The organism is Rathayibacter sp. VKM Ac-2929 (genome assembly GCF_022815495.1).
GTDB classification, from domain to species: domain Bacteria; phylum Actinomycetota; class Actinomycetes; order Actinomycetales; family Microbacteriaceae; genus Rathayibacter; species Rathayibacter festucae.
In genome coordinates this window covers 1-16,263 of the sequence record NZ_JALGRV010000011.1, presented here as the reverse complement: position 1 = coordinate 16,263, position 16,263 = coordinate 1, and the positions used below count along the sequence as shown (strand labels likewise).

The window sequence follows — 16,263 nt, the reverse complement described above, 5'->3', positions numbered from 1 at the left end:
TTCGCCTCCTGGCCTGCGAGGACGACGGCCAGCGCGACCAGGCGGGCCTTCGCGGGGTTCGCCTCGACCAGCGCAGCCAGCGCGTCGGCGTGGTAGCCGGAGGGCTGGGGGATGCCGAGGAGGGTGTGCGCGAGGGCGTTGCCGTTGCTCATCCCCGAGGACACCGCGAAGCGGTGCGCGGTAAGGCCCAGAGCGATGATCCGATCCGCGTCCTTCGGGAGGGTCTTGCGGCTGAGGAACGTGGCGATCCATTCGCGGCGGACCGTCTCGGCCGCGTTCCATGCCTTGTTGTTGGCGATGAGCACCTTGCGCTCGGCCGACTTCTCGACGCGCTCCTCCTCCGCCTCCTCCGGGGTGAGGGCCGCAGCGGGGACGTCGCCGCGGTAGGCGTAGGTGAATCCGGCCTCCGTGGGCTCCTGCACGAAGTAGGTCACGTCGATTTCACCGTTCCACCTGGTGTCGATGAGCGCACCGCGCAGCGGGATGGAGGTGATGTGCTCGGCGGTGACCGGCGCACCGTCCCCGGTGCGGAGCTTGCGGAGGGCGACCCACGCGGTGCCCTCGCCGTAGGCGTCGGAGCGGGTGAGCAGCTGGAAGCCGTTCGCGGTCTGCTCCTGCTCGACCTTTGCGAGCAGCGCCCGCTCCTTGGCCTCCTCGCGCAGGCTCTCCGCGGTGTGCTCGAACTGGGCCGGGTCGTGGGTGGCGACCTCGATCAGCGACGCGCGGGCGTCGGCGTCGTCCTCGAACTCCAACAGCACGGCCGCCTGGTCCAGGGTCAGCTCGTGCTCGTGCAGAACGGACGTGACGGTCGCGGACTCCGCGACCGCGAGGCCCTTCTTCACCGCGTCGGTCTTGACGCCGGTGCGCTTGGCGATCGCTGCGGCGGTGACGCCCTCGAACGCGAGCTGTGCCCACGCCGCGGTGCGATCCGCGACGCTCAGCTCGGCGCGCTGGTCGTTCTCGATGATCTGCTGAACGATCCGGTCCGCGGTCGTCTCGTCGCCCTCTACGACGTAGACCGGGATGGTGACAACTCCGGCCTCGCGGGCGGCGAGGGTGCGGCGCTGTCCGGCGCGGACGATGACGTTCCCGTGCTCGTCGCGGCGGGCGAGAACAGGGGTGATGACCCCGTTCTCGCGGATCGACGCGATGAAGTCCTTCGTCAGCGGGGCGCTGGTGCGCACGTTCGCCTCGATCACGAGGGCGGTCGGGTCGATGTGCTGAACGGTCCCGGTTCCGGTGATGATAGTCACGATGGTTTCTCCTCAATCGGTGTGCGGTCATTGAGGCGACAAGTCCCGTGGTTCTAAGCCAACTACGGGGCTTTTGTCGTCTTCCTGATCGTTCTTCTTTGCCTCTCCGGCGGGATGAAATCAATTGAGTGGAGTCGGCGGAGTGGCGGCTCTCTCGGACGAAATAAGCCCGGAGGGCGCGTCCGAGAGAGACGGCACGCAGCCGACGGAGCGAGATAGATTAAAACCGCGGAGAGGTGAAGAAAACAGAAAAACAGGCCGCGTAGCGGCTTCCTCTCGGCGGTGCTCCGTCACCGCTGCGCGGGCGGAGCTCGCGCCCCCCGGAACGGGGAAGACCGGGGAGTGTGAGGGGGTCGCCCCTCACGGGCCGGCCTGGAAGGCCGGCCCGTGCCGTGCGGCTAGTAGTCGGGGGGCTCGTAGCAGTTGGGGCAGTCGCAGGGCCCGCCGTTCTCTGCCCACTCGATGGCCTCAATCTGCGCGGCTCGCTCCGCTGGGGAGAGCGCCTGCCACGCCTCGTTCGACCGCCGGTTGATCTCGGTTCTGGCCGCGCGCTCGTCCGGCGTCTGCGGGATTTCGATGATCCACCCGTGCCGCTTCCCACGCGGGGTGAGGAACGCGATCAGGGCGGCGGCGTAGGCGGTGCCGTCGTCGGTGACGGGGAACCCTCCCGGAGTGCCCTCGCCGGGGAGGGTGAGCGTGTCGCGGACGTGCGCGAGGATCTCGACGTCCGAGGCGGCCGCGTCGTCATCGGACTCGGTGCGCCGGGTGTCCACGATGAGGGCGAGCTGTTCGGTGGTGGCGCTGCCGAAGTCGACCGGGGTGTTGATGATGACGTAGAGCTCTTCGGTGGTGGCGCTGCTGATGTCGATGCGGGTCATGGTGTGGTCCTCTCAGCGGTTCAAAAACGGGGCAATGCGGCGGATCGCTGCGCGGCGGGCGTGGGCGACGCAGTGGCGGAACGAGCCGCTGGTGATGCCGTGCAGCTGGTCGGAGTGCCACGCCTCCCAGACGCCGGACGTGCGGCGGGTGACGTGCACCGAGGGCGTCGTCTTGGGGTCGGTGCCCACGACGCGGATGTCGACCGCGCGGGTGCCTCCGAGGGTGAGGTAGGTCTTCGTGGTGGTCTGCAAGTCGGTGGCGGTCTGCATGGTATGGGTGCTCCCTCTGGCTGATCGTTTTTCTTTGCCTCTCCGGCGGGAAGAACCGTTTGAGTGGAGGCGGCGCAGTGATGCCGATAGCGGGCGAAATAAGCCCGCAGGGCGCGTCCGCTATCGGTGGCACGGAGCCGGTGGAGCGAAATAGGTTGAGACCGCGGAGAGGTGAAGAAAACGGGTAATCGGGCCGCGTAGCGGCTTCCTCCTGGCGGTGCTCCGTCGCCGCTGCGCGGGCGGAGCTCGCGCCCCCGGAACGGGGAAGACCGGGGAGTGTGAGGGGGTCGCCCCTCACGGGCCGGCCCGCAGGCCGGCCCGTCGCCTGTCAGCCCTCGCCGTCCTCGCTCTCGTCGTCGTCGGCGTCGAGGATCACGGCGATGCGGTGCGCGGTGGTCAGTACCCGCGCGGCCGTCTCGCGGATCGTGTCGGCCTTGCAGTCGCTCCACGTCGCGACGTAGCCGACGCTGTAAGCGCTGGTGTCAAAACCCACGAGCCCAGCGACGACGAACGCGACGGACTCGGCTTCCGTCTCCATCCGCCCGCGGTGCTGCGCGTACTCCTCCAGGTCATCGACGTGACCCATCAGCACGTGCGCGGCCTCGTGGATCAGGGTCTTCGCGGCCTGCTCCGGCGACAGGCTGGAATCCACGACGACCGTGCGCTCCTCCGGGGCGGCGTACCCGTTCGTTCCCTGCGAGAGCGGTCGGCGCTCGACCGTCCACCCTTCGGTCTCGAGAGCGGCCGTCAGCGGCGCGATGACGCCGTGATCGTGCTCCCCGGTGAGCAGCTGCGCGATGTCCCGGGGATCCTCGGTGCCCTCCGCCAGGTCGGTCTGTTCGATCGCGAACACGGACAAGAGCGGGTAGTACGTCTGGGTTTTCTGCCCCTTCTCGTCGGTGCTGGTCGTGGCGCCTTCCTCGGGCGCCTCGTCGGCGGCGATCTTGCGCTGAGCGAAGCCGAAGATCTTGATCGCCTTCTCGCCCTTGCGCACCTGGCGGCCCTTCGCCTGCCATGCCTTGAACCCTGCGACTGCGGAGGCGTCCGGGCGCTGAGCGAGGATCAGCAGCAGATTGCCCAGGCTGTAGCGGTGGAATGAGGACGCGAACGCGAGGAACCGGCGCCACTGGTCGGAGTCGCGCAGCGCCTCGACCTGCTCGGTGATGCTCTCGTGCAGCGCCGTCGCCAGCTCGCGGCGTTCCTCCGGCGTCGTGCGCGGGGCGCGCTTCTTGGTCGTTCCGGGCTTGCGGGTCTTCGTGGTGGTGGTCACGGTCGGTTCTCCCTCGGTGGGATCAGCGGGGTGACATTCTCCGTGGGTCTAGTACACCTGCGGGTCTGTCTGGCTGATCGTTTTTCTTTGCCTCTCCGGCGGGGAAAACCGTTTGAGTGGAGCCGGCGCAGTGACGAGCATTCCGGGCGAAATAAGGGAGCGCAGCGACCGCGTTCGGAATGCTTGGCACGGAGCCGGTGGAGCGAAATAGGTTGGAATCGCGGAGAGGTGAAGAAAACAGGAATTCGGCCGCGGTAGCGGCTTCCTCGCCGCGGCGCTCCGTCGCCGCTGCGCGAGCGAGCTCGCGCCCCGGAACGGGATGCGGGGAGCGCGAGGGGGTCGCCCCTCGCGGCCGGCCCGGAGGCCGGCCGCACCCCCGCTGGGTTAGAGCCAGGTCTCGGACCAGCCCTCGGGTGGGACGACGGCGTGCGCCTCGCCGGTCCGATGGAGGTAGTAGAGGGTGCTGCCGTAGTCGTGATCCCCGGCGCTCACGTCCATCTGACGGTTCTCCGCGTCCGGCTCCGCTCTGCTCCACCGGGTCGAGACGTCCACGGCTCGAAGCTCTCCCCCGTCGCTGACGAGTCGGGCGCAGACGGGGTATTGCAGCGCCTGGTAGGTCTCGCCGTCATCGGTGATGGTCTCGACGGTGAGCACCGGGGCCGCGGCCCATACCTGCTGGTGCAGGCTCTCGATCGCGGCGAGCATCCGGTCAGCGGCTGGAGCGGGGGTGAGGAACGCGATCAGGGCATCGGCGTGATCGGTGCCGTCCTCCTGGACGGGGAATCCGCCGGGGACCCACACTCCGGGGAGGGTGAGCGTGTTGCGGACGCCCGCGAGGAGCTGTTCGACGCTCGCGCTCTTGTTCTCCTCGTAGTAGTTGCGCTCGAAAGCGACGATGAGGGCGATCTGCTCGGGCGTCGCGCGGCCGGTGTCGGCGTCGACGACCGGTGCGACGCGGGCGGGGTCCGAGGTGAGGAACGCGATCAGGGCGGCGGCGAGGGCGGAGCCATCGTCCTCGACGGGCTGCGCGCCGGGCAGGGCGTAGGCGTTGCGGACGGCGGCGAGCATCACGTCGTCGCTGTCGTCGGCATTCTGGTCCCAGTGGATGCGCTTGTCGGCGATGACGAGGGCGACCTGCTCGGGGGTCGCGAGGCCGGTGTCGGTGTCGGTGCGGTACATCGCCTGTTCCTCTCAGCGGGTCGCGGCCAGCGCGGTGTTCATGTCGACGGTGAGGCCGCGCTCAGCGAGGCGGTCGAGGGTGGCGGGGTCCTTCGCGATCTGCTGCCAGCCCTCGGGCGAGATGCCGACCGCGGGGTCCCCGTCGACGTCGTTGAGGACGACGCAGGTGCGGGAGTCCAGAACCGCCCCGGTGCGCGGGCAGAAGATGTTCTTGCTGACGAGGTAGGTGACCATCTGGTTACAGAGGATCGCTTCGAGGTTGTCCATGTGTTGCTCCTAGCTCCTGGCTGATCGTTTTTCTTTGCCTCTCCGGCGGGAAGAACCGTTTGAGTGGAGCCGACGGAGTGACGTCCATTCCGGGCGAAATAAGCCCGAAGGGCGCGTCCGGAATGGGTGGCACGCAGGCGGTGGAGAGAAATAGGTTGAGACCGCGGAGAGGTGAAGAAATCGGGTGGAACGGGCCGCATCGCGGCCTCCGATTCGCGGCGCTCCGTCGCCGCTGCGCGAGTGCAACTCGCGCCCCGGAACGGGATCCTGCCTAGAAAGCGACATTTGGGGATTAGTCCGGATTCTGTCGTTTATATGGACCCCTTCACTGGGGTCAAGGCCTGGGCAACCGGTCGACTCTCTTGTTACGAAGTATGCGGACACATACTTTTCGACGACCGGAGCCCGCATGCTCACCACCGCACGTACCTCGACACGAGCTACCGCTCCCGCCGTGTTCGATGCCACGACCCTTCCTGCGCTGCCGATGGACTCGGACCGGGTGCTCGTCATCCGCGCCGCTTCCGGCGACGACCGGGCGTTCGCGGCGATCGTGAACCGCTACTCGCGTCTGCTGCGCGCGATCGCATCACGAACGCTTGGCAGCTCCGCGGACGTCGACGATGTGGTGCAGGAGACGTTCCTCGCCGCGTGGACGCACCTGGACAGCGTGATCGACGGGGAGACCATCGCCGGCTGGCTGGCGACAACGACCCGCCGACGCAGCATCGACCGCCTCCGCGCGCCCGCGTCCGCGCGCCGGACCGAGTTGGACGAGGAACTGCCGGCGCCCGAGCAAGACGACCCCGAGGCCGCGGGCCGGTGCACCGCTCTCGCGGCGGACGCGCAACGGGTACTCGAGCGGATGCCGGCCCTGCAGCGTCGCTGCTGGGAACTGCGGCAACTGCACGAGCTCAGCTACGACGAGATCGCTCTCGACCTCGACACCACCCCGACCGCCGTGCGGGGCATGCTCTCCCGCGCACGACTGTTGATGGCGAGCGAACTCGCCCACTGGCGCTGACCACCTCGCACCTGCGGCGGCGCTCCGTCGCCGTCGCGGGTACGTCTTCGCGTCCCCGCGACGGGAGCACCGGGGACCCTTCTATGGGTTCCCGTCAAATCAGGTGCTCCTGCGCCAAGACGAGGGAACTAGCTCGGGTCGTTCGCCCGGTCTACCGTTGCGCGTCGGGCGGCATCGGACTGGTGGCGGTACAGCGCTGCGCGGCTCCATCCGACGAGGCGGGCAGCATCCTCGGCCGTGCGGCCTCGAGCTCGCGCCTCGGCGGCGATCGCGGGGAAAGCAGGTCCCTAGTCGCGATTCGCCCGGCGTCGAGCCGGACGGCGAGACCGCGAGGCGTTAGGATCGGCAGCTGCGAGCCCCACCTCTTCGATCGTTTCGCGCAAGGCACCCAGATCGCCCGCGAGCTTGTCCACGAGTCCGAGCAATCGCGCCCGGCGCGCTTCGGGAGCTTCGCTTGCGGCCACCATGCGCGTGAGGAGAGCGCGAATGGCGTTATCCGCTTCGTTGCCCGAGAGAAGCGCAGAATATGACAGCCACGCCTCCTCTTCTGCGCCGGCGTGAAGCTGGAGTTCGGTGAGCAGACCGGAAGCGATGGTGTTCGAAACACCAGTCACGATCTCGAGAGCCTTTCCGATCCGTTCGAAGTCGGAGTTGGCTGCCGGTAGCTCCTCGACGTCGTCATCATCGAGCGCGAACGAGTAGTCAGTGGCGATCCTGTCGATCCGACTCAGCCGCGTGAGAATTATTGTGTAGTCGAGGTAAGGCTGCCGCTTGAGCGGTGCGGCCGCTCGGGTCGCCCAAAACCGCAGCACCAGATCCGCGATCTCCTGGTCGCCTCCGCGCGGGTCGTCGGATGACTCGCGCCGGCCGAGAAGGTCACTGAGGTGGTGAGCCATCCAGCGACCCAGGGTGTCGGTGTCGTCCAGCTCAGCGGCCAGGGCCCTTCCCAGTCTGAGGACGTCCTCGGAAATCAAGCCACCCTGTTCGGGGCCGGTATTCGAAGACTCGGTAGCTGTGGTCATAACGGTGGACTCCTCCTTCGTTGAACTCTTCGCGGAGATGTCCTCGCAGCCGCCGGTCGATGGACACGACCGCCACCAGGGCGTGTGCTGTCTGGCCTAGCACCTGGTCGAGATGCTGGTACGTCATCGTCAGGCACGAGCCCGACCTGCCGCGATGGCGATAGCCGTGATCGTCCCACGCCTCAGCCCATGCGACCGCAGCGCCGCCCGTAGCCCGCCAGACAATTCGCGGAGGTGTGTCGTCCTCGACAACCCTGGCGACCGGCGCATCGAGGAGGGGTGGGGGGAAGCGGAGATTGCCGACCGCTGCATCGAACTTGTCCAGCCCCGTGCGGCCATCCTCGATTCGTACCCACGGCTGGACGATGAATGGACCGGGATCCGGACGGCGCCGCTCCCCGTCGTCTTCGTCGTCGTCGTGAGCGATGGGGATCCGGAAGTCCCAGAGGTCGCGGTCGAGCTGGAGGGCGCGACAGTAGGCCGATGCCAGATCACGTGGAACGAGAACGGTCTGAACGCGCACGCTCTCCGACCGCGTGATCCCTTCGACGTCGTGATCGGCCCAGCAGGCGAACGACTCATCCGAGAGGTGAAGGTAGGGAGCAAAGTCGGCCGAACCTACCCCCCATCTCCAGAGATTGTCGTCTCCGCTCTCGTCAAGTGTCCGGTCGGGGGCGCTGACACGGGTCTCCGCCACCCAGTAGCCGTCAGTGCGGACGGTGCGGAACTTTCGCAGCCAGTAGGTGAACTCGTCCTCATCTGACCCTTCCGATTGATGCGGGCGCTCCGTGACGGCGAGTCTTCCCGCAACGGTCATCAGCGCGTGCAGCGAGAGATAGTGGTCGAGGTCGTGAACGGGCGGGCTTTCGTATCGATCGGAGGTCTCCATCCGCTCGAACAGCCCGGCTGAATGGCGGGCGTCCTCCGCGGCCGAACCTCGCTCGGCGCGCCCCCACGTGCGGGTGATGACGTCGCTGACTTCTCGTTCCAGCTGTTCGCGAACCACTCCGAAGGCATCGGCGACATTGTGGATCTGTTGCTCTCGGAAGTCCCAGCCGAACTTGTAACCGACCTTGGGCCGCTTCTGATAGTCCCGACCCCGATGAGACCATCCCACCTGCACCGGCGCGAGGCGGGGCCAGGGTCCGGTTTCGCCGAGTCCCAACGCTTCGGCGAGCTGCTCTGCGAGAGGCGTGAGGACCGCGTGCGGCGGCGCGGCCAGGACGCGCGTCACGAACGGTGCGAAGACCCGCACCCCCTCGTGGAGCTCCGGATTGATCACGGCTCGGCGCAGCGCGATCAGGAGAAACCATTCTGCGTGCAGGCCGTAGAACTCGAAGGCGGGATCGGCAGCTTGACCCGGGCCGCCTTGAAGAGCCAGGTCTGCGAGGCGACTCAGGCAGTCTGACTGACTCATGCGGAGCAGTCCGAGTACGGCGAATGCGGCGTCCCAGCGGATGGACGTCGACGGGTCGGCTAGCGCTGCCCAGACCAGACGCGCGACGGCGAGGTTAAGGTCTCCCGGGTCGGTGGGAAGACTCACGGCGGGCAGGTTCGCGGCGACTGCGTCGACCACCGGCGCGAACTGCTCGATCGCATCGTCGAGGAGAGCTAGCTTCCCGGCCGGATCCGATAGTTCCGCGAGGTGGACGCTCAGCGCGTAGAAGCCCTCAACTGTCGTGGGTTCGGAGGATCGTGCCCAATTCGCGAAAGTCGCCTCGGTCACTGCGGTCACCGTCCGGCCGAGGATGTGAGAGACGAGTTCAAGAGGGAACGATCGGTAGGACGACGTCACCTCGTCGAACGAGAAGCGGTTGATAATTCCTTCGACGGTCTCTTGGATCGCGCGACGTTCGGGGCTCGAGATGTCCTTCAGTGCGGCAAGGAACTTGAGCGCGGATTCGGCTAAATAGAGGTCTGGGAGGGCAGCCGGTAGCGCGCGGATGCGGGTCGAGAGATCTCCGGATCCCTCACGCGTGAGGGCGATGAGGAAGACGTCGTCCCGGTTCAGGTCGTTCTGCCGGGTTGCGAGCGCGAAGGCGTCGGCCCAGCCGGCGGGAGTATCGAAAGTCAGGGCGGACAGTTCCGCGCGTGCCTGTCTGCGTTTGCGTTTGTGGTCCTCATCTCGTCGTGGTTCAAACCATTGCGGGTTCGTGTATGAGTGGCCGGGATCCGGCTCCTGGTAGGTGAGCGGGCGTCCGTGTTCCGTCGAGTACCGACACAGCGCGGCGTCGTGCTCTGGTCGGCCGCCGCGTCGGTCGACGATGGCGAGGGCATGGCCGAGGATCTGTTCGGGATGGCTGGCGGCGCTGCGCTCAGCGAGCGCGCCAACGGGAGCGTGATGCAGCGACGCGATCGCGAGGGCAAGATCCGGGACGTGCCGGAGTTTGTCGTCGTCGTGGCGGAGCATGCCGTCGAGGGAGGAATCGAGGGTCGAGGTCCCTCGATCTCGCCATCGCGAGGCGATGTCGATGGCTGCAACAGGGCTGATCCCGGCGATCGTGCGGATCGTGTCGCCTGAGTAGATTTCGAGGAGGTCCGCTCGGTGAATCGCTTCGCCGGCCCGAGCGACACCGAGTGCCCGGGTATCGTCGGGCTGCGCCCCGACGGTCAAGGCGGCGATCTTGGTGGTCGCCATCCACTGAAGGTGGACTTCGTCGCCGAGGAGGTCGGCTGCGTCGAGTGCCTCGAAGAAATAGGCGCGCGCGCGTTCCGGGTCGCGGGACCAGCAGGCACGCGCAAGGTCGATATACAGTGCCGTGCGGGCGGAAGCACCTTCGACCTGGGATCGCGCGCGGGTGTCGATGAAACGAATGATTTGGTCGGCGACCGCGCGTCGTTTCCGTGTCTGATGCTGGAGCGCGCGTGCTGAGCGGATGAGGATGGCGTCGCCAAGGATGGTGCTGTGCGTCGTCATCCAGCGTGCAAGTCGGCCGGCCGGGAGAAGGCCGTGCGCGGACAGACTGGTCATCGCGCGGGTGACCCACCGGGCGTAAAGACGCGGCGGGTCGTAGTCGCTGACGCCTTTCGGAAGGCTGGCGCGCAGTTGCGTGAGTTCGGAGTCCGGCACGTCGGCGCCGATGGTCGATCGTGCCCACGCGTTGAGCCATGGGAGCGTGGGTACGACGTTGCGCCGGAACTGGCGAGTCTCCTGATCCGATGACGATTCCGACCCGAGGTGCTTGAGGACGTTGTCGGACGCGAGTGACTCCGCGTCGAGAGCGGACCCCTCGAGGGCGGCGACGAGCGCGGATGCGAATGCGTAGGCGGAGCGGTCCCAGTGGTAGGAATCGCCCAGGTAGGTGGGCGGGGAGGCGGGGAGATGACGTGTGAGGACGGAGTGAGCTGTGGTGTGCGTGAGCGCGTTCTGATTGACGGTAAGGGCCACAGCGGCGAGGACCGCGGTGAGCGCGGCGGTGCTGTCGTCTCGGTCCGTGATCTCGAATGCCGCGCGTGACCGGGCGAGGATCTGGCTGATCCGCCGCGAGCTGGCTGCGCCGAGCGCGAGGTCCTGAGACCAGATTGCCTGGCAGCAGGCGAGGGCTGCGTAGCGATGCCGGGTCGTGGCGAGGAAGCGTTCGAGTGTCGCGATCCCGGCGCGGTCCAGGTGGCGCTGTGCGACGATGAGCATGGCCGGGAAGTGGACCCACTCGCGGAATTTCCCCAGCTCTTTCTCCAGCGCGTCCGGGCCTTCCAAGCTGAGACGGCCGAGGAGGATGTCGGCGATGTCGGGGACACCGATGCCCGGTGCGTCACCTTCCTGCTGCACCAATGCGGAGTAAGAACGCATCCAGTCATACGCGCTCCGGAGCCTGCCGAGGGCGGCGCCGTGCGATTCCGGACGGGCGGCGAGGAGGAGTCCTTCGCGGGCGAGGTTGAAGCCGGGCTCGCCCAGGCCTAGTGAGCGCGATGCGACGTACCGATCCGCGAGTTCGAGGTCGAGGGCGAAGCCGGCCAGATCGCAATTCTGCGCGATGACTCGGTCCCGCACGGTGCTGGCCTCGCTCAGCCGTCCGGCGCGCAGAGCGAGCCGGGCTGCGCTTCCCCATTGCCGGAGCTCGATGGAGGCTCGCAGCGAGTAGTTCGTGCGGTTCTTCGCAACATCGCGGGCCTCGGTGGAACTGGCGGTCGGGAGTGCGCTGTCGGCCAGCGCCAGTTCGATGAGGCGCTGGTGACGACCGCTCTCCCACAGGAGCTGCGGCAGTGCCGACGCCAGATAGAAGCTGTCGGGAGCATTCTGCTCCACACGCTCGATGATCATGTCGAGCGTGGCACCGGCCGGCATCAGGTGCGTGCGGAAGTAGGTCTCGGTCGGTTCGTCTCGGAAGTGAAGCGTGTCGCCGACGCGCTGGACGGAGAACGGCAGCTCGATGAGGAAGCTCTCGAGGAGGGATACGGGCACCTGCGCCAGTTCGGCCACCGTCGCCAGCCTGATGACCGGTCGCAGGCTCGCGAGCACCGCGCACACGAGGTCAATGTCGGCGGCCTGCGAGCCATATGAGTCGCGCACCTTCGCCAGTGCGTCCCGAATGAGTTCGTTCAGCGCCTCGGATGCACTCGACAGTCGGAGACCGGACAGGCGACCGAGTACCGCCGCGATCGAGTCGCCGGCGCCGATCGCGAAGGTCTGGACCCGTGGGTTGCCCCAGGTGGCGTCGCGGAACTCGGTCGCCTGCGCCGAGGTGACGACGCCGAACTTGCGCTCGAGCATCTGCCCGCTCTCGGTTTCGCTGAGCGGTTCAAGCGGCAACTTTCGCACGTTCGGGGGAAGGTTCAGCAGGTCGAGGCGCTCGGACCGTGCGGTGAGGACGAGGCGAACGTTGTCAGGCATCGTCTCGCGCAGCAGACCAGGGGGGAATGCCGGCGACCCGATTTGGGATTGCGCGGCCATCACCGCATTGTCGGCCGCGTCGATCACGATGATCAGCCGTCGTGAGCGTGACGCGACGAGCGCCGCAGCCTCCTCAAGCCGCGTGAGGAACGCACGCATGTACTGGGTGGGATCCGCCGTATCCACAGGAATGAGAGGACCGCAGAGGTTCCGGGTCGCGAGTTCGTTCGCGATCTGCGTCAGACCCCGTCGGTGGTCGTGGCGGAGCTGACTCTCCAGCCGGTAGCTTCCGCCAGCGAAACAATCGAACGCGACAACCTCGTCCCCCTCGCCACCGGACGCATTGAGCCAGGCGGTGAACGACGACTTGCCGACTCCTCCGGGCGCATGCACGACGAACGGCCCGCGCTCGGCTGCGATCCGCTCCCGAAGGTCCCGGTATACCGGACGATCGATCAGGTCGTCTGCGGGAAAATCGCTCGGTCTGGGCAGCAGGTCGTCCTCATCAATTTTGAGCGCCACGAGGACATCAGATCGACGGATCGGTTCATGGGCTTCTGACGCGGCGCGGTTTGCGACAACCTCCTTGAGCCGCAGCATGAGGTCGGAGCTTTGGCTCACCAGGTAACTTCGACCCTGCGCCGACAGCAGGTCCACCTGCTCCTGTACTCCCGGCTCCCGGTCATCGAATTCGAGTCGTCCGAGGAAATCAAGAGCGTGGTCCCCGAGCGGCACGATATATCGGCGCAGCGCCCGCGTCGATTGCGTCTCGGGACCGCCGGCGACCACGGCGGCAACCGTCTCAAAGACCGCGGAAGAGATCGGCCGGTTGGTGACGATCCGGAACGTCAGCTCTGCAATCGGAACAGCACCGTGCTCGAGCAGATCGGCACAGATCTTCGCGAACCTGGCGATGACATCGGCGAAGTCGGATAGCCGCCACTCCGTGTGCAGGCGCCGGATGGAATGCTTCAGCTGAATGTAGGAGCGGGCGCCTGCTTCGCCGTGGTACTCGGCGACGTCGATCACCTCGTCGGCATCGGTCTCCCTATCGGAGGGAGAACGGCCTTCGACCACGATCTCGGTGAGCGACGTGTTGGGGCGCAACAGCTCGAGCGCCTTCCGTGCAGCCCAGTAGTAGTGGAACTTGTCGCCGGCACGGCTCGGCGCGACGGAGTCAGCCTTGGCCACGAGCCTCCCCCGATCCGTCTACTTCGCCGGCCGCAGCCGCTTAGCGTTACCCTAATCTCCGGGACTGTCTCCGTAACGCGGTCGTCGGGAGCGACGACGGTCTGGCGCAGGTCAATGCGCTCATCCGCATCGTGTTCCGCCCGCTCGACCGGACACTCACGGATGAGGAGGCCAATGCACTCCGCAACCGCGCGTACCTCGCCGTTCACCGCGGGCCGCACCTCGAGCTGATCTGATTCGTGCCAGGCGAGCGGGTGTCGTCCCTCTTGGCGGCACCCGCTTGACCTGCCGCGCGGTCACACCATGACCAGCGCCGTGCCCATCCGCAACTCCAGTGCCTTGAAGATCTCGCGGGCGATATAGCGCTTGACGCATCGCCTGATCTCGCGACTGGTCCGTCCTTCAGATGTGCGTCGTTCAACGTAGGCACGTGTGCGGGCTTCCGACACCATGCGCACTCGGGCGATCACGTCGAGCGCACGATTGAGTTGCCGGTCACCCCCTCGATTCAGCCGATGCCGAGTCGTGTTCCCGGACGACGCCGGTATGGGGTTCACTCCCGCAAGGGCGGCGAAGGCGGCCTCGCTCCGCACACGACCAGGGTGCGAGTACGCCGCTATTGCGGCAGCAGCGGTGACTGGGCCGACACCGTAGATCTGTTGCAATCCGGGTGCGAGCAGCTCGACGAGCTCGGCCAGCGCCTCGCGGTTCTCACGCATCTGTCGACCGAGTTCGATCACGGTCGACGCAAGCCGGATCGCTTCTGCTCGGATGATGCGCTCCGCAACGTCGGAACGCTGAGGGTCGCGAGTCGCGAGTCGCTGCACACCACGATCAGTGAGCGCACGCCTCGTGTCGAGCCCGAAGTCTGCGGTGCGAACCAGCGCGTTGAGCTGGTTCCGTGCGCTCGTGCGGCGGATCTCCATATCGCGGCGGGCATCGAGCGTCACCCGTAGCGCGTTACGCAGCCCGTCGGCTTTCGGTCGAGTCAGCGCGTCGAGCTCGATGCCCATCGCCGAGGTCGCGGCCGCGATCGCGTCGATCTCATCAGTCTTGCCGCGGACGCGGCTCGATTTCCTCGGCGGCCGGACCTCGCAGAACACGATCCCGTCGCGCTGCAACGCCCGACTCAACGATGCACCGTAGGAGCCGGTGCCCTCCATCGCGAACAGGACCGTCCCGCCCGCAACGCCCCGCACCCAGGAGATCGCTCTGTCGATCGCCGCCGTCGTCACCGGGAACGCTCTTGTTCCGAGTATCTCGCCGGTCTTGGTGGCGACGATCGCGTAGGTGTGCATGCGGGCGTGGGTGTCGACTCCGACAACGTGGTCGTAGTGGTGGGCGACGATCATGCGGCCTCTTCTCCTTAGGGGGTCGTCCGGGTGGGATGCGCCGCGGAGGCATCTCTCTAACGAGTCACGCGACCCAAGTCGCGGACAACCTTCTATCAAGCCATCGCAGCGTCACGCCGGTCTTGGCCGCTCGGACGGACAGGTCCCCAGCAAGACACTGCGGTCAAGAGTGTGATGAGTCACGCCCGAGCGAGCCAGAACCAGCCTGACAGCCGGCACCAGGCCAGCCGAGACCATTAGAGAGTGTGAGGGGGTCGCCCCTCACGGGCCGGCAGGGTTGGCCCGCACGCCCCGTTCAGCTCGCCGCGGGCGCCTCCGTGTTGGCTGCGACGTCGGCCGCGGGGCGGTGCCCCTGTATGTCGGCGTAGGCGACGGAGTAGGGCCTGGTCCCGCCGTTCCAGTCGAGGGCAACGGTCACTGTCTTGGGGTTCACGCGGGTCACGCTGCTCCATCGGAACTTGTGCTCGATCGCGTCGCTCTTGGCGATGGTGTCGCGGCTGTGGATCGTGGTCGCACCGGCGGCAGCCTGCGCCTCGCGGACGGCGCTCCAGTAGTCGCGCTCGTTCTCGAGCTGCGCCCGCTCGGTGCGTAGCCGGTCAAGGCGGGCGCCTGTGGCGGGGGCAGTCGTCTCGATGTGGCCGCCGCCGAAGTTGTGCGAGCTGCCCTCGATCCGGCGGGTAAGGAGCCTGACGTCGGAGTCAAGCCGGTCGATTCGACGGGCGACCGCGCGCGGAAGGTAGCGGGCCTCGGTGATCCCGGCGGCGACGTCGGACCGGGCGCGGGCGCGGGTGGCTTCCCGGTCGGCCTCGACGCTCCGGCCGAAGGCGGCGTCGGCCTTGGCGATCGCGGCGCGGTGACGGTTCTCGGAGTGGTGGCTGATCTTGATCGGCTCGCCGCCCTCGGGCAGGCGGCGCAGAGCACGGCGCGCGGCCTGGTCCGCGTCGTCCGCCTGCGCGGCGCGGCGGTCGGCCTTGGCGTCGAGCGCGTCGACGCGGGCGGCCTGGCCGCTCGATCTTCGCCCCTCGACCTCGGCGGCGGGCCGGAAGCTCTCGTCGGCGTCGACGGTGACCTCGTGCCCTGCCGCGCGCAGCGCGGCCGCCGCGCGGTCGATGGACGACCACTTCGGGAGGCGGTCGCGGGACTGCGGGACGTACCAGGCGGCGATGGAGCGGCCCCAGCGCCAGCCGGACGCCTTCAGGATCTCGGCGGTGCCGTCGCCTCGGCTGGTCCCATCGATGAGGGTTCCGGCTTCGGGAGTGTGGGTGATGGTGGGCATGTCGGTTCTCCTTCTCGGTTCGGGGGTTCAGTCGTTGGCGCGGTAGTCGGCGGGCGTCTCGCTGCGGTTGTGCAGCGCGTACGCGGCGGGGAACAGGTCGAGCGCTCGGGCGACCGCGACCGGTACGACGACGAAGGCGCCGGAGGCCATGTAGCCGACCCGGCCCGCGGGCAGCGGCTCGGTGGGCTCGAAGTGCTGCAGCGTCGTCCCGGCAGCGACGCGCCGCCCTCGCGGGTGACCAGGTGCACGGCCGGGGTCTGCTCGGTCACGGGGTCGCGGCCACCGGCGCCGACGATGATGACCTCTCGAGCGGTCCGGCTGATGCCCTCGACGCCGGGACTATGGATGGTCGTGGTAATGACCTTGGTACGGATGCCGCGCTGCTGGCTCATGGTGTGTCTCCCTCTGGCTGATCGTTTTTCTTTGCCTCTCCGGCGGGAAGAACCGTTT

Annotated in this window: 12 protein-coding genes and 1 pseudogene; 1 reads left to right on the top strand and 12 read right to left on the bottom strand. The window is 67.6% G+C overall.

The window, feature by feature from the left end; translation table 11 throughout:
* From MT355_RS21025 to MT355_RS21000, 6 genes are all read right to left on the bottom strand, one after another.
* A partial coding sequence (locus MT355_RS21025) for a ParB/RepB/Spo0J family partition protein (protein ID WP_243601042.1) occupies positions 1–1,253 on the bottom strand: 1,253 nt, incomplete at its 3' end.
* A 398-nt stretch (positions 1,254–1,651) separates the two neighbouring features.
* Positions 1,652–2,131, bottom strand: a complete 480-nt coding sequence (locus tag MT355_RS21020) for a hypothetical protein (protein WP_243601041.1) — start codon at positions 2,129–2,131, stop codon at positions 1,652–1,654.
* Positions 2,132–2,143: 12 nt separating this feature from the next.
* A complete protein-coding gene (locus MT355_RS21015) occupies positions 2,144–2,401 on the bottom strand; it encodes a hypothetical protein (protein ID WP_243601040.1) in 258 nt (85 codons plus the stop codon).
* A gap of 328 nt (positions 2,402–2,729) precedes the next feature.
* Complete coding sequence (locus tag MT355_RS21010; RefSeq protein WP_243601039.1) at positions 2,730–3,671, bottom strand: ArdC-like ssDNA-binding domain-containing protein; 942 nt, start codon at positions 3,669–3,671, stop codon at positions 2,730–2,732.
* A 384-nt stretch (positions 3,672–4,055) separates the two neighbouring features.
* Positions 4,056–4,850, bottom strand: coding sequence for a hypothetical protein (locus MT355_RS21005; RefSeq protein ID WP_243601038.1), 795 nt, complete (start codon positions 4,848–4,850; stop codon positions 4,056–4,058).
* A gap of 12 nt (positions 4,851–4,862) precedes the next feature.
* Positions 4,863–5,117, bottom strand: a complete 255-nt coding sequence (locus MT355_RS21000) for a hypothetical protein (protein WP_243601037.1) — start codon at positions 5,115–5,117, stop codon at positions 4,863–4,865.
* A 409-nt stretch (positions 5,118–5,526) separates the two neighbouring features.
* On the opposite strand from MT355_RS21000, the gene MT355_RS20995 reads away from it, so the two are divergent.
* Positions 5,527–6,141 carry an RNA polymerase sigma factor gene (locus MT355_RS20995; RefSeq protein ID WP_243601036.1) on the top strand — a complete coding sequence of 205 codons (615 nt, stop codon included), beginning with the start codon at positions 5,527–5,529 and terminating at the stop codon, positions 6,139–6,141.
* A 128-nt stretch (positions 6,142–6,269) separates the two neighbouring features.
* Here the strand turns inward: MT355_RS20995 and MT355_RS20990 are convergent.
* The 6 genes and pseudogenes from MT355_RS20990 to MT355_RS21470 form a co-directional block, all read right to left on the bottom strand.
* A pseudogene (locus MT355_RS20990) lies at positions 6,270–6,413 on the bottom strand (recombinase family protein); the annotation flags it as partial.
* Between the two features lie 15 nt (positions 6,414–6,428).
* Complete coding sequence (locus MT355_RS20985; protein WP_243601035.1) at positions 6,429–7,163, bottom strand: hypothetical protein; 735 nt, start codon at positions 7,161–7,163, stop codon at positions 6,429–6,431.
* Positions 7,069–13,185: a hypothetical protein gene (locus MT355_RS20980; protein ID WP_243601034.1), complete on the bottom strand. Its 6,117-nt coding sequence runs from the start codon at positions 13,183–13,185 to the stop codon at positions 7,069–7,071. The genes MT355_RS20985 and MT355_RS20980 overlap by 95 nt, the downstream gene beginning before the upstream one ends.
* A gap of 296 nt (positions 13,186–13,481) precedes the next feature.
* Positions 13,482–14,537, bottom strand: coding sequence for an IS110 family transposase (locus MT355_RS20975; protein ID WP_243601033.1), 1,056 nt, complete (start codon positions 14,535–14,537; stop codon positions 13,482–13,484).
* 295 nt (positions 14,538–14,832) lie between these two features.
* Complete coding sequence (locus tag MT355_RS20970; protein WP_243601032.1) at positions 14,833–15,813, bottom strand: DUF3560 domain-containing protein; 981 nt, start codon at positions 15,811–15,813, stop codon at positions 14,833–14,835.
* A 27-nt stretch (positions 15,814–15,840) separates the two neighbouring features.
* Positions 15,841–15,963, bottom strand: coding sequence for a hypothetical protein (locus MT355_RS21470; RefSeq protein ID WP_279392691.1), 123 nt, complete (start codon positions 15,961–15,963; stop codon positions 15,841–15,843).
* Between the last annotated feature and the right edge of the window lie 300 nt (positions 15,964–16,263).

What these genes read in the sequence shown, in the direction of transcription:
- MT355_RS20985 (WP_243601035.1), bottom strand. Translation starts at nt 7,163, where the DNA reads ATGACCACAGCTACCGAGTCTTCGAATACCGGCCCCGAACAGGGTGGC.
- MT355_RS21015 (WP_243601040.1), bottom strand. Translation starts at nt 2,401, where the DNA reads ATGCAGACCGCCACCGACTTGCAGACCACCACGAAGACCTACCTCACC.
- MT355_RS20995 (WP_243601036.1), top strand. Translation starts at nt 5,527, where the DNA reads ATGCTCACCACCGCACGTACCTCGACACGAGCTACCGCTCCCGCCGTG.
- MT355_RS21005 (WP_243601038.1), bottom strand. Translation starts at nt 4,850, where the DNA reads ATGTACCGCACCGACACCGACACCGGCCTCGCGACCCCCGAGCAGGTC.
- MT355_RS20975 (WP_243601033.1), bottom strand. Translation starts at nt 14,537, where the DNA reads ATGATCGTCGCCCACCACTACGACCACGTTGTCGGAGTCGACACCCAC.
- MT355_RS21000 (WP_243601037.1), bottom strand. Translation starts at nt 5,117, where the DNA reads ATGGACAACCTCGAAGCGATCCTCTGTAACCAGATGGTCACCTACCTC.
- MT355_RS21020 (WP_243601041.1), bottom strand. Translation starts at nt 2,131, where the DNA reads ATGACCCGCATCGACATCAGCAGCGCCACCACCGAAGAGCTCTACGTC.
- MT355_RS20970 (WP_243601032.1), bottom strand. Translation starts at nt 15,813, where the DNA reads ATGCCCACCATCACCCACACTCCCGAAGCCGGAACCCTCATCGATGGG.
- MT355_RS21470 (WP_279392691.1), bottom strand. Translation starts at nt 15,963, where the DNA reads ATGGCCTCCGGCGCCTTCGTCGTCGTACCGGTCGCGGTCGCCCGAGCG.